Raw genomic sequence first — 22,509 nt, 5'->3', positions numbered from 1 at the left:
CCATTGCAGGCCACTTTGTGGTTTTGTAAACTCAAATTAGGTTGAAATATAATTTGATTCATGTTTTTGTTGAGTATTACCAACTTAGCAAAGATGAATTATTTGACATCTTGGCTTATGTCAAATATCCTATCATGCTTAAAAATATCTAATGAAAGCATTATCTTGCGCTTTCAACTTTGGCTTTAAAATAGAGTGCTAACTGCAGAAAATGACGATTTTGGCTTAGAAGAAGTTACGCTGTTTGCGGATTTAATCTTGCCGGTTCCGGTGAGACAATTGTTTACGTATCGCGTTCCGAGAGTTTTCAACGCTGCCATCAAAAACGGGGCTAGAGTAGTTGTTCCTTTTGGTAAAAACCGTGTTGTAACGGGTGTTGTGGCCCATATTCATACCACCCCGCCGTCGCGTTATCAGGCCAAATACATTGGTGAACTACTGGATGATGAGCCCTTGGTGACTCCTTACCAAATCGCCCTTTTTAACTGGATTGCCGATTATTATTTGTGCAGCGTGGGGGAGGTGCTCAACGTAGCTCTTCCGTCTGGACTGAAGATTACGAGCCAATCCAAAATTCAGTACAATCCCGATTTTGAGTATTTTGACCTGCTGACTGAAGATGAAGCCGCCCTTCTGGAAGAAATAAAAAAATACCAATCCCTCACCTACGAAGAAGTAGGAAAGCGGGTAGGTGATCAGAACATCAACCACGTCATCAAATCGTTGATTGGCAAGCGGGCCGTTATTCTGTACGAAGAAGTACGTGAAAAATATAAGCCCAAAATTCAGAAAAAAGTTAAACTGACGGGGCGGTATGAAACCCGCGAAAATCTGATAGAGCTTATTGGTCAACTCGACAAAACGCCTAAACAACAGGAAGTTGTGATGCGCTATATGAGTCAAGTGCCAATCCAAAATGACCCTTATGCCAATCGTACTGGCTTAGAAAAGAGTTTTTTTACCCAAAATGAAGAAATCTCCGATTCGGCATTGAGTACGCTGATAAAGAAAGGCGTTTTTGAAGAATTTGAAGTGACCGTGTCGCGATTTGCGGAGGTAAAGCCAGATTTTACGGCAGGCGTTAATATTAAACTGACCACGGCGCAACAACGCGCATTTGACGAGATTATTCATCTATTTCAGGAAAAAGATACGGTATTGCTCCACGGAGTGACGGGGAGCGGCAAAACCGAAGTGTACATTCATCTCGCCCAGCAAGTACTTGAAAGCGGCTCACAGGTGCTATTTTTACTGCCCGAAATCGCCCTTACGACCCAGATTGTGGTTCGCCTGAAAAAAGTTTTCGGCGATAAACTGGGCATTTACCACTCCAAATTTTCTGACAACGAGCGCGTAGAAGTCTGGAAAGGAGTCGTCTCTGGGCAGTTTCAGTTGGTGGTGGGTGTGCGTTCTGCTATTTTTCTACCCTTCGACGCCCTCGGGCTAATCATCGTCGACGAAGAGCACGAAAGTTCGTACAAACAATACGACCCCGCGCCCCGCTATCATGCCCGCGATGTGTCGATTGTGGCCGCGCAGCACCAGCAGGCCAAAGTGCTGTTGGGTTCGGCCACGCCCGCGTTGGAATCGTATTATCAGGCGCTGAAAGGTCGCTACGGTTTGGTAAAATTGACCGAGCGCTTTGGTAAGGCTAGTATGCCCGAATTTGTGCTGATTGATACCAAGCAAGAGCGCAAAACCAAGAAAATGAAGTATGAGTTTTCGTCGGTTTTGGTGGAGGAGCTGCGCGAAACGCTGGCCCGAAACGAACAGAGCATCATTTTTCAAAACCGTCGGGGGTATTCTTCTTATCTACAGTGCGAAGAATGTGGGTGGATTGGCGAATGTGAAAATTGCGCCGTAAGTTTGACATATCACCAAAAAGACGCCGAGCTTCGGTGCCATTATTGTGGGCATAAAGAAGAAGTGCCGAAATTTTGCCCGGGTTGCGGTTCTACCAAAGTGCGCACCGTGGGATTCGGGACCGAAAAGCTGGAAGATCAACTCAAAATTTTCTTCCCCACGGCCCGTGTAGCCCGGATGGATTTGGATACGACCCGCGCCAAAAATGCCTACAAAGAAATGATTGAGGATATTGAGCAGGGCAACGTAGATATTTTGGTGGGGACCCAAATGATAAGCAAAGGACTTGACTTTGAGAATGTAAGTATGGTGGGTGTTTTTGATGCCGACCGGATGATTCACTTTCCCGATTTACGCTCAACCGAAAGGGCGTTTCAGTTGATAACGCAGGTGAGCGGCCGGGCTGGGCGCCGGGCAGACCGCAAAGGGAGGGTATTAATTCAGACGGGAAACACAAATCAAAAGATTTTACAAAAAATTATTGCGAACGATTACGAAGGAATGTACGCCGAAGAAATTGTGGAGCGAGAGCAGTTCAAATATCCGCCGTTTACGAGGCTTATAAAACTGACTGTCAGGCATTTGGAGCAAAGTGTGGCGCGTCAGGGAGCCGAAAAACTCACCCATCTTTTAATGGAAAAAATGGGGGAAGACCGGGTGCTTGGACCGCAGCCGCCGCTGGTCGAACGCATCCGAAATCGGTTTTTGTTTGACATTCTTATAAAACTCGAGCGCGAAAAAGTTAATTTTAAGGCCGCAAAGACTTTTATCCTCGAAAAAGTGACGGATATTCTGACCGATAAAACATTAAAAGGGGCTGATGTAACCATTGATGTAGATTGCCTCTAATAATACCCATCAAAAAAACCTAGCCAAAAGATGATCAATAAAAAGACCAAGATTGTTGCCACCGTAGGCCCTGCTTCAGAAACATCTGAACTTCTGTATTCACTGGTACAGGCAGGGGTGAATGTATTCCGACTGAATTTCTCGCACGGCTCTCACGCCGATCACTTGGAACGTATTCAGAAAATCCGCCAAAATAATGCTACCTACGGTCTCAGCGTTGGAATTTTGCAGGATTTGCAGGGCCCTAAAATTCGCATCGGTAATGTCGAAAGCAAAGACGGTGTGAAAATCGTAGCAGGCCAAAAATTAGTGTTTACCAATGACGATATTATTGGTACGTCCGAGCGTGTAAGTACTCCTTACAAAGGAATGTACCAAGACGTAAAAATGGGCGAGCGCATCCTGATGGATGATGGTAAACTGGAAGTAAAAGTAGTAGGCATCGAAGGAACCGATGTAATAACGGAGGTGGTCTATGATGGTATACTGAAGTCTAAAAAAGGAGTAAACCTTCCAAATACCAAGGTTTCGATGCCTTCGGTGACTGAAAAAGACTACGAAGACCTTGAATTTGGCCTGGAAAATGATGTAGACTGGATAGCGTTGTCATTTGTACGTTATGCGTCTGATATTCAGGAGGTAAAAGATTATATCAAAGCAAAAGGCAAGAGCATTCGAGTGGTGGCTAAAATTGAAAAGCCCGAAGCCATCGAAAACATTGATGCCATCATTGAAGCCACCGATGCCATTATGGTGGCTCGTGGAGATTTGGGCGTAGAATTGCCCGCCGAAGAAGTTCCCATGATTCAGAAAATGATTGTGGAGAAATGTAATCGCGCGGCTAAGCCCGTTATCGTAGCTACGCAGATGCTCGAAAGCATGATTGATGCCCCACGGCCTACGCGAGCAGAAATCAATGATATTGCCAATTCAGTGCTAGACGGTGCCGATGCCGTGATGCTCAGCGCAGAAACTGCCTCTGGCAAATACCCCATTGAGGCCGTTACGAGCATGGCACAGACGATTCGTCAGGTAGAACAAACGGAAGCGAAGAAAAAAGCGGATGATACCGAAATTTATTTCAAATACCACGCTGCCGTTAATGATAACCCTGGTCCTAATGTGTTGAATGACAACGTTGTAATGAGCGCTTGTCGCTTGGCGCGTGATACCCACGCAAAGGCTATTATCGGGGTGACTCGTTCTGGTTATACAGGTGTTCGTTTGTCACATCACCGTCCAGAAGCTGATTTGTACGTCTTTACGCCCAGCCGCTCGCTCATGTGTGCGCTTTCGTTGTACTGGGGAGTGAAGTCGGTGTATTATGACCGTGAAGACCTTTCGACGGATGATTTAATTGACGATATCAAAAGGGTTCTTGTTGAAAAAGGAGCGCTGCATACGGGAGATATTTTCGTAAACACGCTGAGTATGCCAGTCAGCAAGCACCGCAAAACCAACGCGGTTAAATTGAGTATTGTAGACTAATCTGCTTTCGGTGAAGTTTTAAGCCCTTTCTCTCGGCGAGAGAAAGGGCTTTTTTATGCACTATATATTGGAAGAACGGGTGTATTTCCATTTAAAATAAAGAATAACAAACGAAAGAACCAGCGTGGTGGCGTTGGCGGCCACAACTGGAAAAGAATGCGCCATGATGCCATAACCGAGCCAAAGCGCTACGCCAACGGTAAACAACAAAAACATGGCTAGTGAAACGTCTTTGGCAGATTTGGTACGGTAAATCTGTAAAACCTGCGGAATAAAGGCAAGCGTGGTTAACGCACCCGCTACATAGCCCATTATCTCTAACATTGCTGTACGAATTTTAATGAATAATGCTTATATAGTAGAAAAGTTATATAAAAAGTTTCATAACATCGCATATTTGTTGGTATAATACAATAAGTGATTGTAAGGGTACTAAAATAAGCCTAGATTTTTGTTAAAATCATTAAAAGGGGAGAATCAAAAGAAGTGACAATTTTTTGTGCCTTCAGAGGCAGTAGAGGCGTTTTTGGGTTGGGATAATGCAAAAAAATCAACTTTTGTTTGGAAAATAAATCCTGACCGGTTTTATTTGTAACGCAAATACGCAATTAGCGTAATTTCGCTATCAGAAAAAATTTGCTCTAAAATGTTTGCTAATATAATTGTGGTCGTGGTCGTCATTCTTTGCACCCAAACGGTGTGAGTGGATTCCGATTGCTACCGTCGAAGCCTCACTCACACCGAAAGATGAGTGAGGCTTTTTTGTAAAACCAACCTCCTATATGTCAGAACAACTTAACAAATTTAGCCGCACGCTTACGCAAGAAGTAACAAATCCCGCCGCCAAAGCCATGCTTTATGGCGTAGGATTGACCAAAGAAGACATGCAAAAAGCCCAAATTGGCATTGCCAGTACGGGTTATGAAGGAAACACCTGCAACATGCACCTCAACGGATTGTCGGTGCATGTAAAAAAAGGAATTCAGGAAAATGGCATGGTCGGCCTCATTTTTCACACCATTGGCGTATCTGATGGTATGACCAACGGCAACGACGGGATGAGCTATTCGCTGCCTAGCCGCGACTTGATTGCCGATTCTATCGAAAACGTAGTGGGTGCTCAATGGTACGATGGAGTGATTGCGGTGGTAGGTTGTGATAAAAATATGCCCGGCGCCATGATGGCCATTGCCCGGTTGAACCGTCCGGCCATGTTGGTCTACGGCGGAACAATCCGGACGGGAGAATATAAAGGACAGAAACTTGACATTATTTCGGCATTTGAAGCCTTGGGTAAGAAGTTTGCTGGAACGATTTCGGACGACGATTACGAAGGGGTTATTCAAAATGCGATTCCGGGGGCAGGAGCCTGCGGCGGAATGTACACCGCTAATACCATGGCCAGCTCGATGGAAGCAATGGGCTTAACGTTGCCCAATTCATCGACCTATCCGGCCACGCACGAAGGCAAAAAAGCGGAGTGCATCGCCATTGGAGCGGCCATGAAACAATTGCTGGAAAAAAACATTTGCCCGCGCGACATCATGACGCGCAAAGCCTTTGAAAACGCCATGACGGTGGTGATGGCGCTGGGTGGTTCGACCAACGCCGTGTTGCATTATCTCGCCATTGCGCGTGCCGCAGAAGTAGATTTTACGTTAAAAGACATTCAGGATATTTCGGACCGCACGCCGTTGATTGCCGACCTTAAACCGTCTGGTAAGTATTATATGGAAGATGTACTGGCCATTGGCGGGGTTCCGGCCATTATGAAATATTTATATCAGCAGGGACTTTTGCACGGCGATTGCTTGACTGTAACGGGCAAAACCATCGCTGAGAATTTGGCCGAAGCTCCTGATTTGGATTTCGATACCCAAAAAATCATTTTCCCGCTTTCGACGCCCCTCAAACCCACGGGCCACTTACAAATCATGTACGGAAACTTGGCAACGGAAGGTGCCGTGGCCAAGATAACGGGCAAAGAAGGCGAGCGTTTTGAAGGAATCGCCAAGGTATGTGAGCGCGAAGAAGAAGTGATTGAATACATTTCAAAAGGTGAAATCAAAGCGGGGCATGTCGTCGTGATTCGCAATGAAGGTCCAAAAGGCGGTCCGGGTATGCCCGAAATGCTTAAACCAACATCGGCGGTCATGGGAGCGGGTCTTGGTGACAAAATCGCGATGATTACCGATGGTCGATTTTCGGGTGGTACGCACGGCTTTGTGGTAGGCCACATCACGCCAGAAGCCTACATGGGCGGAACAATTGGTTTGGTAAAAGACGGTGATAAAATTACGATTGATGCCGTAAACAACGTACTGCAACTGCACGTGTCGGACGAAGAACTAGCCGAGCGTCGTAAGGAGTGGAAACAACCCGAGCCGCCGTTCAAAAAAGGAACGTTGGGCAAATATATCCGCAATGTGAAGTCAGCAAGCGAAGGCTGCGTAACGGATGAAGCATAAGATGGTCGGGATTCGTAATCCCCATGCCAGAGTAGAAAGATTTAGGACAGATGCCAATCATTAACGTATTTGATACTAAAGACTAGGTGGATATATTTAAATAAAAACTTCAAACAGACATGAACGCACATAGAGCAATAGTAAAGCCTATAGGGCGAACCATAAGTTTAGAGTTGCCGGAGGAATTTACTCTTGGTGATCAAGTGGAGGTAATTATCCTCCCTCTCAATGAGCCTCCTGTTAAAAAACAAAAAAATGATCTAAGGCGTTTTCGTGGGGCTCTTGCTCATTTACCGGAAAAAGAAAAAAAAGAGATGGACGATTTTTTCAAAAATATTCGTAACGAATGGGAACGGGATATATAATTGATACATCCGGTTACAGTCGTTACTTAGATGATATGCTATCCGTGGAAAATAGTGATTTTATGGATAGTGTACTGGAAGATGCGCCTGCTATGTGCTTTGTTGTCAAGATAGAATTGCGTTCTTTTCAAGGTGATAAAAATAAAGAAAACACCATTGCTGATTTGGTTAATAATTGTTTGATAATGGAATTGTCAGATGAAATCATTGAAAAAACCATTGAGCTACGCAGAAAAGCAAAAATTAAACTGCCTGACGCTATCATAGCAGCTACGGCCATCGTTCATAATTTGACGCTACTCTCTACCAATGATAGCGATTTCGTGAAAGTGCCTAAGTTGAAATATAAGTCATTGAATACATAAAATCTAACCCAAAAATGGGAAACTACATGACTATGGTGGCCGCCCAAGAAGCCGCTGCTATCGAAGAAGTAAAGTATGACGCTACCCCCGAAGGCCCTCGGTTTTTGTCGGGAGCGCAGGCGCTCATGGAATCACTGATTGCCGAAGGGACGGAAGTGATTTTTGGCTACCCGGGCGGTGCCATCATGCCTACGTATGATGCCCTTTTTGATTATACCGACCGCCTAGACCATATTTTGGTGCGGCATGAGCAAGGCGCTGGGCACGCGGCGCAAGGATACGCCCGTACCAGCGGAAAACCGGGCGTTTGTCTGGTGACTTCTGGCCCTGGCGGTACTAATTTAGTGACACCCATCGCCGATGCCATTATCGACTGTACGCCTTTGGTGTGCATCATTGGACAAGTAAAATCAACTTTGTTAGGAACGGATGCTTTTCAGGAAACCGACATTATTGGCGTAACAACCCCCGTCTGTAAGTGGAACTACCAAATCACCCACCCCGACGAAGTGCCAGAAGTAATGGCTAAGGCGTTTTATATTGCCACTTCCGGAAAACCCGGCCCCGTAGTGATTGACTTTACGCGGGATGCGCAGGTCGGGATGATGGATAAGCCCTATCAATACAAAAAAATAGAGGGTTTGGCCAGCTACAAACCCCGTATTGTTCCTAAAGATGAACACGTACAGAAAGCGGCGGAATTAATCAATAATGCCAAAAAACCCTATATTTTATTTGGGCACGGTGTGTTGATTTCGGGAGCGATGGAAGAACTGAAGGCTTTCGTTGAAAAAACCGATATTCCCTGCGCCAGTACTTTGTTGGGATTGTCGGCCATGCCGATTGACCACCCTAATTATGTGGGTTGGTTGGGAATGCACGGCAATTACGGCCCCAACGTATTGACCGACCAAGCTGATGTCATTATTGCCATTGGAATGCGTTTTGACGACCGCGTAACGGGCGACGCCACCAAGTACATTCGTCAGGCTAGAGTAGTGCATATTGAAATAGACCCCTCAGAGATTGACAAAATTATCAAGGCAGAAGCCCCCGTGGTAGGTGATGCAAAGGAAGCTTTGCGGAAGCTACTTCCGTTGGTGAAGGCCAATAATCACTCTACATGGCGCAATGAATTTAAGAAATTTGACGTCATCGAAGAGCAGAAAGTAACCCGTCGGGAGTTGAAGGAAGAAGGGGAAATCAAGATGGCTGAAGTGGTGAATATGCTTTCCCAAAAAACCAACGGAGAGGCCTGTATTATTGCGGATGTAGGTCAGCATCAGATGATTGCAGCCCGGTATTACCAGTTTAAAAAGCCACATTCATACATTGCTTCGGGCGGATTAGGAACCATGGGTTTTGCTATTCCGGCGGCGTTTGGTGCCAAAAAAGGCGCTCCTGACCGTGAAGTAGTGGCCTTTATCGGTGATGGTTGTTTTCAGATGACCATTCAAGAATTAGGAACCATTGCGCAGAGCGGATTAGCCGTAAAATTGATTATTCTCAACAATAATTATTTGGGAATGGTACGGCAGTGGCAACAGCTGTTCTTCGAAAAACGCTACTCATTTGTGGAGCTGAAAAACCCCGATTTTGTAACCATTGCCAAAGGTTTCGGGATTACGGGTCATACTTGCTCTGAGCGCGACAATCTGAGCGACTCGCTGGATGCCTTGCTCAAATCAGACAAGCCGTATTTGTTGGAAGTAATCGTGGAGAAAGAAGAAAACGTATTTCCAATGGTCCCCGCTGGGGCTTCGGTTGTTGATATTCGGTTGGACTAGGCCGACAAGACAGCAACGGTTTGGTACTTAAATAAATGCACAACTAAAACTCCCCTTTGGAGCGAGCCGACGATTCGGTTGGGGCTTATGACGACTTACACCATCTGTATATTTACCGAAAATACTTTCGGACTCTTAAATAAAATTACGATTCTTTTCACCCGTCGACGGGTCAACATTGAAAGCTTGACGGTGTCGGAAACGGAACGAAAAGGGGTATCTCGGTACACCATTACCATCAAACACGATAAACGCGAAGAGGTCGAAAAACTGGTTCGTCAAATCCGCAAAGTGGTAGAAGTTTTGGCCGTGTTTGGATACTTGGACGATGAAGTTGTGTACAACGAAATTGCGCTTTTCAAAATCGCAACCCCTATTGGTACCCGGCCCATCGATATCGAAACCATCAATAAAGTGTACAAAGCTTGGGTGGTTTACTGGGGACTCGACTACGTGGTGATCGAGAAGGCCGGTAATGAAGCCGAAATCATGGATTTCTTCCGGTATATCAAGCCTTACGGAATACTTGAATTCGTGAAATCAGGCCGTGTAGCCGTTGGAAAAACCCCTCAAGGGTTAGTGGAGTACCTTCCGCAGGAGGTACATGGCGAGTATTATGCTTAAAAAAACTACCTTTGTCAAAGCGTTTGGCAATCCAATTGGGATAGCCCGACCGGTATAAAAAACCGATAGATTTGACTAGATACGTTTGAATGAAACAACCACAGCAATCACTTACAACACCTTTTAGGTGGCTGGACAGTAAATTACAACCGTTCTTTGACAATAAATTTTGGCAGATAAGGCTATTATTTTTAGCCCTGATTGTCTCAACTGGCACCCTTTTGACCTTTAATTTTATCTTGGTCGATAAGGGCTTGCGAAGCTTGTATCTTGAAATGCGGCAGCCGGGTTCTATCGGCGGGCTTTTTTGGGATGATATTATCAAACAGGGCGCTGACCCGTTTACACCTAAAGACTATGAAGCGGGGTCGCACGAGGCAAATCAAACCTTTCGTCTGACCGTCCCGCTTATTGCGCAGGCGTTGCACCTCAATGTTGCTGGTTTATACTTACTTCATGTATTGGTAGGACTGGTGTTTTTGTGGTTTATGACACGGGCAGTTTATGACATAGTCAAGGATAAAATCCTAACCTTCTATTTCATGACGGGGTTTACGGCAATCTACGCTGGGGCTAATTTTTACATCAATTTCTTGGGCCATTGCGATGCCTTCCCGTTTTGTTTTATGGTGTTGGCATTTTATTTCCGAAACCCCCTATCGGTTTTACTGTTTACGCAACTGGCCTTTTGGTGTGATGAGCGCGCCATTATCAATTCTTCTTATTTAGGATTATGGTACGTCTTGCCGCTGATTAAGCAAGTGATTGGTAAACGTAAATTATCCCTCAAAGAGATTCCGCTGCCAGTAGTTGCATTGGTGATGAGTGCAGGGGTTTATTTAGTGATACGGCAGTGGCTTGCTACAACGTATGGCTTGAAAGTAGGCCACGACAACGACTTGTCGCAGCAGACGAGTTGGTGGAGCTTAAGCATTCTAGGTGATAAATTTACGCGTGGTTTAGAAGGCTTTTGGCTCATTGTTTTTGCGGGTATGGCGGTTCTAGTCATGCTGAAAGATTGGTGGGCGCTGGTATTACTGGGCGGATGTATACTGATTACTGGAGTAATCGGAGTGATGGTTGCCGACGGCACTCGCTCCCTCTCTTTTGGTTTTTATATGTTCTTTTTCTTGCTGACTATTTTACGGGAACATGTACCAATCAATCAGTTAAAATATTTATTGATTGTCAGTACACTCGTTTCTTTAATGTTACCGATGTCTTTCCCATAAGTCGCTATGAATCAAGAATATTATAAGCAATATTACCATATCGAAAGAGAGCATTGGTGGTTTGTGGTTCGGAATCAGATTATCATCAATCATTTGAAACAAGCTCTACCAGCTCAACGTCCGCTGAAAATCTTGAATGTAGGAGTAGCAACTGGGCATTCGTCGGAGCTTCTGGGAGTGTTTGGAGGCGTAAAATCAGTGGAGTACGATCTAGAATGTTATGCCTTTACCAAAGCAAATGTACCGATTGATTTGATACAAGGTTCAATTCTCGAATTGCCCTTTGATGATGAGACTTACGATTTGGTTTGTGCCTTCGACGTAATCGAACATGTCGAAGAACATCAACTAGCGGTCGATGAGATGAAACGAGTGTGTAAGCCCAATGGCTTGGTATGTGTAACGGTGCCAGCATTTATGTTTTTGTGGAACCAGCACGACGACGTCAACCACCACGTACGTCGGTACACAATGGCGGAACTTGGAGAGTTATTTAAGAAAAGCGGGAAAATCGTATTCAGCAGTTATTTCAATTTTTGGCTTTTTTTTCCGATTGCTTTTTTCCGATTGTTGTCAAAATTACTGCCCTTGCATCAGCAAAAGATAGAGGATGCAGGGTCAGATTTTACGGTAATGAACGGCCCGGTTTTTCAAAAAATATTCGGACGTATTTTTAAAACGGAAGACTGGTTGATTCAAAAAAAAATAAAACTATTTGTGGGCGTGTCGGCCCTGCTTACGTGGCAAAAGACAAAATAAGATTCAATAACAATTAATAAATAAACAAAACAATTCAATGGCACAAATCAATTTCGGCGGGAGCGTAGAAGAAGTAGTAACCCGCGAAGAATTTCCTCTTGAAAAAGCACGTGAAGTATTGGCAAATGAAACAATCGCCGTTATTGGTTACGGTGTTCAGGGCCCGGGTCAGAGCTTAAATATGCGCGATAACGGTTTCAACGTAATCGTTGGACAACGTAAAGGAAAAACCTACGATAAAGCAGTTGCAGATGGCTGGGTGCCAGGTGAGACGCTTTTCGAAATCGAAGAAGCCCTCGAAAAAGGAACCATCATTTGTTTCTTGCTGTCGGATGCTGCTCAAATTGAATTGTGGCCAACCGTAAAGAAGGCACTTGTTCCTGGCAAGTCTCTGTACTTCTCACACGGTTTTGGTGTAACTTATAAAGAACAAACAGGTATCATTCCACCAGCTGATGTTGACGTATTTTTGGTAGCGCCCAAAGGCTCAGGAACGTCACTTCGTCGTTTGTTTGTAGAAGGAAAAGGACTTAACTCTTCTTTTGCCGTATATCAGGATGCTTCTGGCAATGCCCGTACAAAATGTATCGCCATGGGTATCGGTGTAGGTTCAGGTTACTTGTTTGAAACTGATTTCTACCGTGAAGTTACGTCTGACCTTACTGGTGAGCGCGGAACGTTGATGGGTGCTATTCAAGGGATTTTTGCCGCTCAATACGAAGTATTGCGTGAAAACGGTCACTCGCCATCAGAAGCATTCAACGAAACCGTAGAAGAATTGACGCAATCATTGATGCCACTTGTAGCCGAAAACGGTATGGATTGGATGTATGCAAACTGCTCAACCACTGCCCAACGCGGTGCCCTTGACTGGTGGAAACCTTTCAAAGAAGCTACTAAGCCTGTGTTCCAGAAACTGTACGATTCAGTAAAATCAGGCGAGCAGGCAAACATTTCTATCACGCGTAATTCGCAGCCTGACTACCGCGAAAAACTCGAAGTAGAATTGGCCGAGCTTCGTGATTCAGAAATGTGGCGTGCAGGGGCGGCCGTTCGCAGCCTGCGTCCAGAGCGTAACTAATACTTTTAACCTCGGCTAGTGCAGGGTGTCCCCACACAAACTCTTGCCGAGGTTATTATCTTCAATTGAAAATATAGAAAATCCCCCGAGTTGTGTAAATTCGGGGGATTTTTGCAATTACTCTAATCATTATTTCTTATGAGTATCGCCTCCGAAAAACACAAACATAAAGCCACGGATTTGCCGACATTCGACAATATTTTGCAAGCCGCCGAGCGAATTCGAAAAGTGGTAAAGCACACTGATTTGGAGCTAAATCTCAATTTTTCGGAGCGATACGAAGCCAACATCTACTTCAAACGGGAAGATTTGCAGGTGGTGCGCTCTTACAAGATTCGGGGAGCTTACAACAAAATGGCGAGCTTGTCAGCAGAGGCGCTTGAAAAAGGAGTGGTGTGTGCTTCGGCAGGCAACCATGCCCAGGGCGTAGCTTATGCCTGTAATAAAATGCAAGTTCGCGGCCGAATCTTTATGCCCAGCACCACACCCGCCCAGAAGGTAAAACAGGTCAAACTTTTCGGTAAAGACCAAATTGAAGTAGTACTGCACGGCGATACTTACGACGATGCCTACCACGCCGCCAAGCACTTTTGCGAAAGCAACGAGGCGACCTTCATCCACCCCTTTGACGACGTACAGGTGATGGAAGGGCAGGGGACCGTCGGGCTGGAAATCTTCCGGGATGCCGATTTTAAAATTGATTATCTGCTGTTTGCCATTGGCGGCGGTGGATTGGCTTCAGGTGTAACAACGGTATTTAAACAATTGAGCCCCGCCACAAAACTCATTGGTGTAGAGCCACTTGGTTCTCCTACGATGTACACCGCCATCAAAGAGAATCACGTAGTAACGCTCGAAAATATTGATAAGTTTGTAGACGGAGCCGCCGTAAAACGCGCGGGTGAGCATACTTTTGAAGTGTGTCGCAAGAATCTGGATTCTATTCTGTTGGTTCCCGAAGGAAAAGTTTGCTCTACGATTTTGCAACTGTACAACGAAGAAGCCATTGTGGTTGAGCCAGCGGGTGCGCTTACGGTAGCGGCACTCGACCAAATCAAAGACGAAATCAAAGGAAAAGATGTTGTGCTGTTGATTGGTGGCGGCAACAACGACATCACCCGTACCGAAGAAATTAAGGAACGTTCACTGCTTTACGAAGGACTCAAACACTATTTTATCATTCGTTTTCCGCAGCGTTCGGGCGCGTTTAAAGAGTTTTTGAACCACGTTCTTGGACCCAACGATGATATTGCGCACTTTGAATATTCCAAAAAAACCGCTCGTGAACGCGGTCCGGCGTTGGTGGGTATCGAACTTCGTCATAAAGAAGATTTTGAACCGCTCTTGGCCCGAATGCAGGAGCACAACATGCAATTTGAATACATCAATAATAAGCCCGATTTATTTGAGTTTTTGATATGAAAAACTATACAGTTATGTCTCATCCTGTCCAAAATAAAGCTCGGGTATTTGATTTGATACAAGAGTACAAATCTACAATTCAACAATTTGGAGTGGCTCGTTTGGGCCTGTTCGGCTCATTTGTACGAGGTGAGCAAGGTGATGACAGCGATGTTGATTTTCTGGTGGAGTTTAAAGAAGGCATGAAAAAGTACCGGAACTTAGTAAAATTAGCTGAATTGTTGGAAAATGTAACTCACCGCAAAATTGACTTATTAACTTGGGAAGGTATTGCTCCTTTTGTTCAACGAGAAATCCAAAAAGAAATCGAATATGTCTCTTTCACTGATTGAATTTTTGGAGCATATCCAAAAGGAATTGGAATTCTTGCTCAAAAATAGCCAACGAATAGATTATGAAACCTTCATAAATGATGATTTTGTAAGTCGCGCATTTTTAAGAAGCCTTGAAATCATAGGAGAAGCTGCAAAAAAGGTTCCTGACGAAATACGTTATAAATACCCGGAAGTAGAATGGAGAGGATTGGCCGGCTTAAGAGATATTCTTATCCATCAGTATTTTAATGTAGATTATAAACTGGTTTGGGATGCTATTCAGGAAGAAATCCCAACAGCTAAGGAATGGATTGATATAATTATTGAAAGAGAACGGAATACACTGTAATAGAATGAACTTTGATTTTAGAAAATACCACGTCAGGGCCATTAATGCCCAAAGTGAAGCCGAAAAAGCGGCCATCAACCAAGAGTTGAAAGACTTGTACGACGCACTTTCGGAGGAAGACAAGAAAGTGTTCAATGAAGAATTGCAGAAATTTCTAATGTCGCAATACAAGACGATTGGCGACGATTATCAGGCCCTAAAAAAAGGCGGGGCGTTTGATTAATAATCGAATAGTTGCCGAAGTAGGAGGTCGGATGTAGGAAAACAAATCTTATTTCTTTCTTCCTACCTCTTATTCACTCCTTCTTAATTAGCAGTTCATTCCCCCATGCTTCGCGTTCCTTCTTCCATCAGCGCCCAACAGTTTCAGTCCCTGAAAATTCAGGACATGACCTTTGTGGCTTACCGGAGCGATGTGTATCCAGAGCGTAATGAGATTTTCTTTGAAGAACACGCCGTGGTGGTAGTGCTTGAAGGAGAGAAAAAATTTATTTCACCCAATCAGGATTTGCATGTTCGAAAGGGAGACATTTTGTTTTTTCAGCGGGGCTGTTATTCCATGAATGAGTCTATCGGGAGCGATTACCGAAGTCTGGTTTTTTTCTTTCATGAAAAGCTCCTCAAAGAGTTCGTGAATCAAAATCAGACCCTATTTGTGCAGGCAGAGGCTGACCATACGCAGCCTATTTTGGTTCTTCAGTCATCGCCTACTTTTGAGAAGTTTATTGATTCACTTTTGCCTTATTTTCATTCCCAAACACCCTACTTAAACCAGTTTTTGCGGCTCAAATTTCAGGAGTTACTACTGCATTTGATTGAAATTGATATTTCTGGACAACTCAAATCCATTTTGTTCAACATCTATAAAGGGCAAAAGACCGAGCTGGAATATTTGTTGAATAATTACTACTTAAAGCCCCTCACAATAAGCGAATTGGCGCACTTGTCGGGGCGTAGCCTGTCGGCTTTTAAACGGGATTTTGAAGAACAGTTTCACACTTCTCCCGCCAACTGGATCAAACAAAAACGCTTGGAACACGCGGCTTTTCTTCTCAAAAATGCCAACAAAAACGTCTCGGAAGTAAGCATGGAAATTGGCTACGAGAGCGTTTCCCATTTTATTAAGGCTTACAAAGAAAAATACGGATTTACGCCAAAAAAAACCGATTGAGCCAAAATCGCTATTGTTTGGGCGTAGGGCGTTATGCCGTATTGTAGAGTTTCCTGCAATTTTGTATCGTAAAATAACTACTACATTGAGTTCATGCTCTGTGCTCATTCGTTTCTCTGTGGTTAGTCGTAAATATGATTCTAAAAACGTATTAAAACTAAGGTAATATGTCAAAAACAACCCTCTTCGACAAAGTGTGGGATGCCCACGTTGTCCGCAAGATTGAAGACGGGCCCGATGTGTTCTTCATCGACCGTCACTTTATTCACGAAGTCACTAGCCCAGTGGCCTTTTTGGGCCTCGAAAGTCGGGGTATCGGTGTGCTGTTTCCGGAGCGTACTTTTGCTACTGCCGATCACAACACGCCTACCATCAACCAACATTTGCCGGTACAAGACCCGCTTTCGGCCAATCAGTTGAAAGCCCTCGAAACCAACACCGCCAAGTACGGTATTTCGCACTGGGGTTTGGGCCACGCCAAAAACGGAATTGTACACGTAGTTGGACCCGAAAACGGTATCACCCTTCCGGGCATGACCATCGTTTGTGGTGACTCACACACCTCTACGCACGGTGCGTTCGGAGCCATTGCCTTCGGGATTGGTACTTCAGAAGTGGAAATGGTGCTGGCGTCGCAGTGTATCATGCAGCCCAAACCAAAGAAAATGCGCATTACCATCAACGGTAAGTTGGGCAAAGGCGTATTGCCAAAAGATGCTGTGTTGTACATTATTTCACAGATTTCGGCCAGTGGTGCTACGGGTTATTTTGTAGAATATGCTGGTGAAGTGTTTGAAAATATGAGCATGGAAGGCCGTATGACGGTTTGTAACATGTCGATTGAAATGGGCGCGCGCGGTGGTATGATTGCCCCCGACGAGACTACATTTGCCTACCTCAAAGGTCGTGAGCAAGCGCCTAAAGGCGAAGCATGGGACAAAGCACTGGCCTACTGGAAAACCCTCAAAACGGATGAAGGCGCCACCTTTGATTTAGAATATACCTACGACGCGGCTGACATCGAACCCCAAATCACCTACGGAACCAATCCAGGCTTAGGAACGGGTATTTCTCAACACATCCCTAAAGCCGAGCAAGTATTGGACGGTGGCGCTTCTTATGCTAAATCGCTGGCATACATGGGTTTTGCCGAAGATGATAGTATGATTGGCAAGCCGATTGACTACGTGTTTTTGGGAAGTTGTACCAACGGTCGTATTGAAGACTTCAGGGCGTTTGCATCTATTGTAAAAGGCCGTAAGAAAGCCGATAATGTAACGGCTTGGCTGGTACCGGGCTCTCACATCGTAGAAGCTCAAATCCAAGAAGAAGGTATTTTGGACATTTTGACCGAAGCAGGTTTCTCATTGCGTCAGCCAGGATGTTCGGCTTGTTTGGCGATGAACGATGACAAGATTCCAGCGGGTAAATACGCCGTTAGTACCTCAAACCGCAACTTTGAAGGGCGTCAGGGTCCGGGTGCACGTACGCTGCTGGCAAGTCCTTATGTAGCTGCTGCCGCCGCCGTCACGGGCAAAGTAACTGACCCACGGGAGTTTTTATAAACAATAAAATAATCATGGCATACGATCAATTCACCATATTAAAATCTTCGGCGGTACCTCTTCCCTTGGAGAACGTGGATACCGACCAAATCATCCCCGCTCGCTTTTTGAAAGCCACCAAGCGGGAAGGCTTCGGCGACAATCTTTTTCGCGATTGGCGCTATAATCCCGACAATTCCCCCAAAGCAGACTTTGTACTGAACAACCCGCTCTACTCAGGTAAAATCCTCGTGGGAGGCCGTAACTTCGGAAGCGGTTCGAGCCGTGAGCACGCCGCGTGGGCCATCTACGATTACGGTTTTCGCTGCGTTATTTCGAGTTTTTTCGCCGATATTTTCAAAAACAACTCCATCAACGTTGGAATTTTGCCTGTAACGGTAAGCCCCGAGTTTTTGGATAAAATCTTTTTGGCGATTGAAAAAGACCCAAAAACCGAATTGGAAGTAAGCTTGCCCGACCAAACGGTGACTATTCTAGCTACTGGTGAAAAGGAGTCTTTCGATATCAACGGTTACAAAAAACACAATCTGTTAAACGGCTTCGATGATATTGATTATCTGCGAGCCATGAAAGAGGAAATCGGCGCTTTTGAGGCCGCGCTTCTTTTCTAATTATGAGATACATCGAAATAATGGATACGACACTCCGCGACGGTGAACAAACCAGCGGAGTGTCTTTTTCGGCTTCTGAAAAGCTGGCGTTGGCCCAACTTCTTCTCACGGATGTCAAAGTCGACCGCATCGAAATTGCTTCGGCGCGGGTCTCAGAAGGAGAATTTCGGGCGGTAAAGAAAATTACCAATTGGGCGAAAGAAAATGGATTTTTGGATAAAGTAGAAGTACTGACGTTTGTAGACGGCGAAGCGTCCATCAATTGGATGCTTGAATCGGGTGCTACGGTCATGAATCTATTGACCAAAGGCTCAATGAATCACTTGGTGCATCAGCTCAAAAAAACGCCCGAAGCGCATTTTGAAGACATCCAAAAAGTGATTGCATTGGCACAATCGAAAGGAATTTCTGCCAATGTGTACCTCGAAGATTGGAGCAACGGAATGCGTAACTCCCCTGAGTATGTATTCCAATTCCTTGATTTTCTGACCACTCAGCCCATTCGTCGCGTGCTGTTGCCCGATACGTTAGGTGTGCTCACGCCGGCTGAATCTTATTCGTTTGTGAAATCAATTGTGGAGCGTTATCCTAATCAACACTTTGATTTTCATGCCCATAACGATTATGATTTAAGCATTGCCAACGTTATGGAAGCAGTGCGGGCGGGAGCCCACGGATTGCATTTGACGGTCAATGGCATGGGCGAACGGGCAGGCAATGCCCCGTTGGCGAGTGCGATTGCGGTCTTGAAGGATTTCATGCCAGAAGTAACCACGGGAGTAGTGGAGGAGTCGTTGTATTCCATTAGTAAAATCGTTGAAACCTTCTCTGGGCTTCGTATTCCAGCCAACAAACCGATTGTGGGAGATAACGTTTTTACCCAAACGGCTGGTATTCATGCCGATGGCGACAAGAAAAACAATCTGTATTTCAATGAGTTGATGCCCGAGCGGTTTGGACGCAAGCGGTCGTATGCATTGGGCAAAACGTCGGGGAAAGCCAATATCGAAAATAACCTTCGGGAATTGGGTATCAAACTCGCCGATGAAGACCTCAAAAAAGTAACGCAACGAATCATTGAACTCGGTGATAGAAAGGAAGTGGTGACGCAAGACGACCTTCCGTACATTATCTCTGACGTGTTGGATACCAACGCCATCGAGTACAAAATTGAAGTGCTCAATTATGTGTTGACCCACTCCAAAGACCTAAAACCATCGGCGACGCTCAAGGTGAAAATCGAAGATGAGGTGTTTGAAGAAAATGCGCAGGGTGATGGTCAGTACGATGCGTTTATGAATGCGTTGAAGAAAATTTATGAAGTCAAAGGAAAAACGCTCCCGCAGTTGACCGATTATGCCGTTCGTATCCCAACGGGAGGACGCACCGACGCACTTTGTGAAACCATCATCACCTGGAATTGGAATAATAAAGAGTTTAAAACCAGAGGCTTGGACTCTGACCAAACGGTATCGGCCATCAAAGCCACTCAGAAGATGCTGAACTTGATTTCTCTTTAAAAATAAATTTAACCACGGAGTGGCACAGAGTTATGGCACGGAGTTACACAGAGTTTGATAATCTTACAAGTAATATTTTAAAGTGTGCTTACGATGTACATACTAAATTAGGTCCAGGTCTATTAGAAAGTGCGTACAAAGAATGTTTGTCTTACAAATTACAAACGTTAGGGTTGTTTGTGGAAAAAGAAAAGGCGATGCCTCTAATTTTTGAAGAAGTAAAGCTTGATTGCGGGTATCGAATCGACATTTTAGTGGAAAAAACTATTGTTTTGGAATTGAAGTCAGTAGAAGCTTTAAATGATGTCCATACATCACAAGTATTGACTTATATGCGTTTAGGCGAATTCAAAATTGGGTATTTGATGAATTTCAATGTAAGCAGCCTGCGCAATGGCATCAAAAGATATGTATTATAAAACTCTGCGGAACTCGGTGTCAAACTCCGTGAAACTCAGTGGTTAAAAAATCAAAAACTCAAAAATGGCAAAAAAACACATCCTAATCGTTCCTGGTGATGGTATCGGGCAAGAAGTTACCACCGTTGGAAAACAGGTCTTGGACCGCATCGCCGAAAAATTCGGTCATGAATTTACCTACGACGAAGCCCTCATCGGCCACGTAGCCATCGAAGCCACTGGCGACCCGCTTCCCGAAGAAACCCTCGTTAAAATGCGCGCTTCCGACGCCATTTTGTTTGGTGCCGTAGGTCACCCCAAATACGACAACGACCCGTCGGCCAAGGTACGTCCTGAGCAAGGCCTATTGAGAATGCGCAAAGAGCTTGGCTTGTACGCCAACCTGCGCCCTATCAAATTGTTTGACGAATTGTTGGAAGCATCTAGTATCAAACCTGAAATCCTGAAAGGCTGTGATATTCTCTTCTTCCGTGAGTTGACGGGCGACGTGTATTTCGGTAAGCGCGAACGTCTTGACGACGGAAATACCGCCTACGATACCATGATTTACAGCAAATACGAAGTGGAGCGCATTGCCCGCAAGGCGTTTGAAGCCGCTCGTACGCGCAGCAAAAAACTCATGTCGGTCGACAAAGCCAACGTGCTTGAATCAAGCCGTTTGTGGCGTGAAGTCATTCAGAAATTGGCGCCCGAATATCCAGACGTAGAGGTAGAACACCAATTCATTGATGCGGCGGCGATGTTGCTCATCAAAGACCCACGCCGTTTTGACGTAGTAGTAACGGGTAACCTTTTTGGCGATATTTTGACCGACGAAGCGAGCCAAATTGCGGGTTCTATGGGAATGTTGGCTTCTGCTTCCGTAGGCGACAGCACGGGTGTGTACGAGCCTATCCACGGTTCAGCGCACGACATCACGGGCAAAGGCGTTGCCAATCCGTTGGCATCGGTTCTTTCGGCAGCGTTGTTGTTGGATATTTCGTTTGGTTTGAAAGCAGAATCTGAGGCCATCATCGCCGCCGTAGATGCCGTTTTGAAAGCCGGTTTCCGCACGCGCGACATCGCCAACAGCGAAACTCCCGCCGACAAAATTCTGGGTACGGATGCCATGGGCGCGGAGTTGTTGAAAAATTTGTAAATCAGTTAGGTTTACTTCTATAATAGCGGCAAAATTTAGCATTTTGTCGCTATTTACATTTCTATTACTGACATTTTAATACTGAAATGGCAAATCTGTTGATGGTGGGCTTAAATCCTGATTGAAGAGATGAAAAGCTTTCTTATCCAAAATCTTTATCTTTGTATTCTTCAAAAATTACAACCATGAACACGGCCCAAATCATATACGAGCAATACAAGGTGCTGCCCAAAAAAGTCAGAGAAGAACTCAAGTCCCTGATTTTAAAGGAAGACCAGCCATCGGATCTTATGCAGGAAATCGAAGCAGGTCTGAAGGAGGTAAAACTTATGCAGGAAGGCAAACTGCCGAGCCGCACCTTAGATGATTTAAAAAAGGAGCTGAAAGATGCCCAATAAAGTCAAAATCACTTCCTTTTTTGAGGCTCGTTATAAACGTCTCACAAAAAAATTTAACACACTAGAAGCCGAAGTTGACGAGTTGGTCGAACAGCTGCTCGAAAACCCCGCAATGGGAACTTCATTAGGTGCAGGTTTGTACAAGATTAGGTTGGCAAGCAAGAGCAAAGGAGGTGGCAAAAGCGGCGGCTTTCGAGTAATTACCTATCTTATTTCGGAGCGAGAAGATGGTATTGATATTCATTTGATAACGATGTTTGATAAGTCAGAAGAAAGCAACATCCAAAAAGAGACGCTGGTAAAGATTGTCAAGCAGTTATTTGGATAATTATGAACCTTTGGTTAAAAAATATCTTTTCAAAGCCCCATCTTGCCATCGTTTGGACGTTGGTGATTTTGGGGCTTTGCTCACTTCCGAGCAAACAAATGCCCAAAGATTTAGGCTGGGATAAACTACATCACTTTGGCTCTTTTGGAATCTTGGGCGCACTTTGGTATTGGGCCAAGCCTCAGCCCATTTGGGTAATTGCCGGAGGAATTGCCTATGGTTTTTTTATTGAAGTATGGCAGCATGTACTGCCCATTGGCCGTACGTTTGACCTTTACGACGCCCTTGCCGATGCCCTTGGAGTAATCGTGGCCATTCCGATTGCCGAATGGGTTAAAAAGACATTTTTTTAGCTGGTGATTCGCGTCGCTCACTCTGAAACTTATCTACAAT

The 22,509-nt window shown here is 44.9% G+C and carries 24 protein-coding genes; 23 read left to right on the top strand and 1 reads right to left on the bottom strand.

All coding sequences use genetic code 11. The features are described 5' to 3' along the window. Nucleotides 1-195: 195 nt before the first annotated feature. Both priA and pyk read left to right on the top strand, forming a co-directional pair. A complete protein-coding gene (gene priA, locus NCI00_RS21470; protein WP_253531033.1) occupies nucleotides 196-2,712 on the top strand; it encodes a replication restart helicase PriA in 2,517 nt (838 codons plus the stop codon). A 30-nt stretch (nucleotides 2,713-2,742) separates the two neighbouring features. Further along, nucleotides 2,743-4,200 carry a pyruvate kinase gene (gene pyk / locus NCI00_RS21465; RefSeq protein WP_253531032.1) on the top strand — a complete coding sequence of 486 codons (1,458 nt, stop codon included), beginning with the start codon at nucleotides 2,743-2,745 and terminating at the stop codon, nucleotides 4,198-4,200. Between the two features lie 60 nt (nucleotides 4,201-4,260). Here pyk and NCI00_RS21460 read toward each other — a convergent pair whose 3' ends face one another. Beyond that, on the bottom strand, nucleotides 4,261-4,524 hold the full coding sequence (locus NCI00_RS21460) for an SWEET family sugar transporter (RefSeq protein WP_166560821.1): 264 nt from the start codon (nucleotides 4,522-4,524) through the stop codon (nucleotides 4,261-4,263). A 458-nt stretch (nucleotides 4,525-4,982) separates the two neighbouring features. On the opposite strand from NCI00_RS21460, the gene ilvD reads away from it, so the two are divergent. The 21 genes from ilvD to NCI00_RS21355 all read left to right on the top strand — a co-directional run bounded on the left by ilvD (nucleotide 4,983) and on the right by NCI00_RS21355 (nucleotide 22,469). Continuing rightward, nucleotides 4,983-6,668 (top strand): dihydroxy-acid dehydratase, encoded by a 1,686-nt coding sequence (gene ilvD / locus NCI00_RS21455; protein ID WP_253531031.1) that lies wholly within the window; start codon nucleotides 4,983-4,985, stop codon nucleotides 6,666-6,668. A gap of 119 nt (nucleotides 6,669-6,787) precedes the next feature. Continuing rightward, nucleotides 6,788-7,033: a hypothetical protein gene (locus NCI00_RS21450; protein WP_253531030.1), complete on the top strand. Its 246-nt coding sequence runs from the start codon at nucleotides 6,788-6,790 to the stop codon at nucleotides 7,031-7,033. Further along, the gene (locus NCI00_RS21445; RefSeq protein WP_253531029.1) at nucleotides 7,015-7,398 is read left to right on the top strand and encodes a type II toxin-antitoxin system VapC family toxin; all 384 of its coding nucleotides are present in this window, start codon (nucleotides 7,015-7,017) and stop codon (nucleotides 7,396-7,398) included. The genes NCI00_RS21450 and NCI00_RS21445 overlap by 19 nt, the downstream gene beginning before the upstream one ends. A gap of 14 nt (nucleotides 7,399-7,412) precedes the next feature. Further along, the gene (gene ilvB / locus NCI00_RS21440) at nucleotides 7,413-9,185 is read left to right on the top strand and encodes a biosynthetic-type acetolactate synthase large subunit (RefSeq protein ID WP_253531027.1); all 1,773 of its coding nucleotides are present in this window, start codon (nucleotides 7,413-7,415) and stop codon (nucleotides 9,183-9,185) included. A gap of 87 nt (nucleotides 9,186-9,272) precedes the next feature. After that, nucleotides 9,273-9,809: an acetolactate synthase small subunit gene (ilvN, locus tag NCI00_RS21435; protein ID WP_114460907.1), complete on the top strand. Its 537-nt coding sequence runs from the start codon at nucleotides 9,273-9,275 to the stop codon at nucleotides 9,807-9,809. A gap of 89 nt (nucleotides 9,810-9,898) precedes the next feature. Next, nucleotides 9,899-11,041 (top strand): hypothetical protein, encoded by a 1,143-nt coding sequence (locus NCI00_RS21430; RefSeq protein WP_253531025.1) that lies wholly within the window; start codon nucleotides 9,899-9,901, stop codon nucleotides 11,039-11,041. A 6-nt stretch (nucleotides 11,042-11,047) separates the two neighbouring features. Beyond that, on the top strand, nucleotides 11,048-11,800 hold the full coding sequence (locus NCI00_RS21425) for a class I SAM-dependent methyltransferase (protein ID WP_253531022.1): 753 nt from the start codon (nucleotides 11,048-11,050) through the stop codon (nucleotides 11,798-11,800). Nucleotides 11,801-11,837: 37 nt separating this feature from the next. After that, nucleotides 11,838-12,881: a ketol-acid reductoisomerase gene (gene ilvC, locus NCI00_RS21420; RefSeq protein WP_166560817.1), complete on the top strand. Its 1,044-nt coding sequence runs from the start codon at nucleotides 11,838-11,840 to the stop codon at nucleotides 12,879-12,881. Between the two features lie 138 nt (nucleotides 12,882-13,019). Then, the gene (gene ilvA / locus NCI00_RS21415) at nucleotides 13,020-14,303 is read left to right on the top strand and encodes a threonine ammonia-lyase IlvA (RefSeq protein WP_253531019.1); all 1,284 of its coding nucleotides are present in this window, start codon (nucleotides 13,020-13,022) and stop codon (nucleotides 14,301-14,303) included. 14 nt (nucleotides 14,304-14,317) lie between these two features. After that, the gene (locus NCI00_RS21410; protein ID WP_253531016.1) at nucleotides 14,318-14,635 is read left to right on the top strand and encodes a nucleotidyltransferase family protein; all 318 of its coding nucleotides are present in this window, start codon (nucleotides 14,318-14,320) and stop codon (nucleotides 14,633-14,635) included. Beyond that, entirely contained in the window at nucleotides 14,616-14,966 is a 351-nt protein-coding gene (locus NCI00_RS21405; protein ID WP_253531014.1) for a HepT-like ribonuclease domain-containing protein, read from the top strand. The genes NCI00_RS21410 and NCI00_RS21405 overlap by 20 nt, the downstream gene beginning before the upstream one ends. A gap of 4 nt (nucleotides 14,967-14,970) precedes the next feature. After that, on the top strand, nucleotides 14,971-15,189 hold the full coding sequence (locus tag NCI00_RS21400; protein WP_253531012.1) for a hypothetical protein: 219 nt from the start codon (nucleotides 14,971-14,973) through the stop codon (nucleotides 15,187-15,189). 105 nt (nucleotides 15,190-15,294) lie between these two features. Continuing rightward, nucleotides 15,295-16,137 carry a helix-turn-helix transcriptional regulator gene (locus NCI00_RS21395; protein ID WP_253531010.1) on the top strand — a complete coding sequence of 281 codons (843 nt, stop codon included), beginning with the start codon at nucleotides 15,295-15,297 and terminating at the stop codon, nucleotides 16,135-16,137. Nucleotides 16,138-16,304: 167 nt separating this feature from the next. Further along, nucleotides 16,305-17,702 (top strand): 3-isopropylmalate dehydratase large subunit, encoded by a 1,398-nt coding sequence (leuC, locus tag NCI00_RS21390; RefSeq protein ID WP_166560813.1) that lies wholly within the window; start codon nucleotides 16,305-16,307, stop codon nucleotides 17,700-17,702. Between the two features lie 14 nt (nucleotides 17,703-17,716). After that, nucleotides 17,717-18,313 (top strand): 3-isopropylmalate dehydratase small subunit, encoded by a 597-nt coding sequence (gene leuD / locus NCI00_RS21385; RefSeq protein ID WP_253531009.1) that lies wholly within the window; start codon nucleotides 17,717-17,719, stop codon nucleotides 18,311-18,313. 20 nt (nucleotides 18,314-18,333) lie between these two features. Next, a complete protein-coding gene (locus NCI00_RS21380) occupies nucleotides 18,334-19,833 on the top strand; it encodes a hydroxymethylglutaryl-CoA lyase-like TIM-barrel protein (RefSeq protein ID WP_253531008.1) in 1,500 nt (499 codons plus the stop codon). A gap of 32 nt (nucleotides 19,834-19,865) precedes the next feature. Further along, nucleotides 19,866-20,252, top strand: a complete 387-nt coding sequence (locus tag NCI00_RS21375; RefSeq protein ID WP_253531007.1) for a GxxExxY protein — start codon at nucleotides 19,866-19,868, stop codon at nucleotides 20,250-20,252. Nucleotides 20,253-20,316: 64 nt separating this feature from the next. Further along, nucleotides 20,317-21,390 (top strand): 3-isopropylmalate dehydrogenase, encoded by a 1,074-nt coding sequence (gene leuB / locus NCI00_RS21370; protein WP_253531006.1) that lies wholly within the window; start codon nucleotides 20,317-20,319, stop codon nucleotides 21,388-21,390. Nucleotides 21,391-21,575: 185 nt separating this feature from the next. Beyond that, nucleotides 21,576-21,788 carry a hypothetical protein gene (locus tag NCI00_RS21365; RefSeq protein WP_253531004.1) on the top strand — a complete coding sequence of 71 codons (213 nt, stop codon included), beginning with the start codon at nucleotides 21,576-21,578 and terminating at the stop codon, nucleotides 21,786-21,788. Continuing rightward, nucleotides 21,778-22,116 (top strand): type II toxin-antitoxin system RelE/ParE family toxin, encoded by a 339-nt coding sequence (locus NCI00_RS21360; RefSeq protein ID WP_253531002.1) that lies wholly within the window; start codon nucleotides 21,778-21,780, stop codon nucleotides 22,114-22,116. The genes NCI00_RS21365 and NCI00_RS21360 overlap by 11 nt, the downstream gene beginning before the upstream one ends. 2 nt (nucleotides 22,117-22,118) lie before the next feature. After that, on the top strand, nucleotides 22,119-22,469 hold the full coding sequence (locus NCI00_RS21355; protein ID WP_253530999.1) for a VanZ family protein: 351 nt from the start codon (nucleotides 22,119-22,121) through the stop codon (nucleotides 22,467-22,469). Nucleotides 22,470-22,509 lie beyond the last annotated feature (40 nt).

It is taken from the genome of Runella salmonicolor (assembly GCF_024158025.1).
Classification (GTDB): Bacteria; Bacteroidota; Bacteroidia; order Cytophagales; family Spirosomataceae; genus Runella; species Runella salmonicolor.
This window is presented reverse-complemented; position numbering and strand designations above follow the sequence as displayed.

Coding starts and splice junctions, on each gene's coding strand:
- pyk (WP_253531032.1), top strand. CDS start 2,743: ATGATCAATAAAAAGACCAAGATTGTTGCCACCGTAGGCCCTGCTTCA.
- NCI00_RS21460 (WP_166560821.1), bottom strand. CDS start 4,524: ATGTTAGAGATAATGGGCTATGTAGCGGGTGCGTTAACCACGCTTGCC.
- ilvD (WP_253531031.1), top strand. CDS start 4,983: ATGTCAGAACAACTTAACAAATTTAGCCGCACGCTTACGCAAGAAGTA.
- NCI00_RS21450 (WP_253531030.1), top strand. CDS start 6,788: ATGAACGCACATAGAGCAATAGTAAAGCCTATAGGGCGAACCATAAGT.
- NCI00_RS21445 (WP_253531029.1), top strand. CDS start 7,015: ATGGGAACGGGATATATAATTGATACATCCGGTTACAGTCGTTACTTA.
- ilvB (WP_253531027.1), top strand. CDS start 7,413: ATGGGAAACTACATGACTATGGTGGCCGCCCAAGAAGCCGCTGCTATC.
- ilvN (WP_114460907.1), top strand. CDS start 9,273: ATGACGACTTACACCATCTGTATATTTACCGAAAATACTTTCGGACTC.
- NCI00_RS21430 (WP_253531025.1), top strand. CDS start 9,899: ATGAAACAACCACAGCAATCACTTACAACACCTTTTAGGTGGCTGGAC.
- NCI00_RS21425 (WP_253531022.1), top strand. CDS start 11,048: ATGAATCAAGAATATTATAAGCAATATTACCATATCGAAAGAGAGCAT.
- ilvC (WP_166560817.1), top strand. CDS start 11,838: ATGGCACAAATCAATTTCGGCGGGAGCGTAGAAGAAGTAGTAACCCGC.
- ilvA (WP_253531019.1), top strand. CDS start 13,020: ATGAGTATCGCCTCCGAAAAACACAAACATAAAGCCACGGATTTGCCG.
- NCI00_RS21410 (WP_253531016.1), top strand. CDS start 14,318: ATGTCTCATCCTGTCCAAAATAAAGCTCGGGTATTTGATTTGATACAA.
- NCI00_RS21405 (WP_253531014.1), top strand. CDS start 14,616: ATGTCTCTTTCACTGATTGAATTTTTGGAGCATATCCAAAAGGAATTG.
- NCI00_RS21400 (WP_253531012.1), top strand. CDS start 14,971: ATGAACTTTGATTTTAGAAAATACCACGTCAGGGCCATTAATGCCCAA.
- NCI00_RS21395 (WP_253531010.1), top strand. CDS start 15,295: ATGCTTCGCGTTCCTTCTTCCATCAGCGCCCAACAGTTTCAGTCCCTG.
- leuC (WP_166560813.1), top strand. CDS start 16,305: ATGTCAAAAACAACCCTCTTCGACAAAGTGTGGGATGCCCACGTTGTC.
- leuD (WP_253531009.1), top strand. CDS start 17,717: ATGGCATACGATCAATTCACCATATTAAAATCTTCGGCGGTACCTCTT.
- NCI00_RS21380 (WP_253531008.1), top strand. CDS start 18,334: ATGGATACGACACTCCGCGACGGTGAACAAACCAGCGGAGTGTCTTTT.
- NCI00_RS21375 (WP_253531007.1), top strand. CDS start 19,866: ATGGCACGGAGTTACACAGAGTTTGATAATCTTACAAGTAATATTTTA.
- leuB (WP_253531006.1), top strand. CDS start 20,317: ATGGCAAAAAAACACATCCTAATCGTTCCTGGTGATGGTATCGGGCAA.
- NCI00_RS21365 (WP_253531004.1), top strand. CDS start 21,576: ATGAACACGGCCCAAATCATATACGAGCAATACAAGGTGCTGCCCAAA.
- NCI00_RS21360 (WP_253531002.1), top strand. CDS start 21,778: ATGCCCAATAAAGTCAAAATCACTTCCTTTTTTGAGGCTCGTTATAAA.
- NCI00_RS21355 (WP_253530999.1), top strand. CDS start 22,119: ATGAACCTTTGGTTAAAAAATATCTTTTCAAAGCCCCATCTTGCCATC.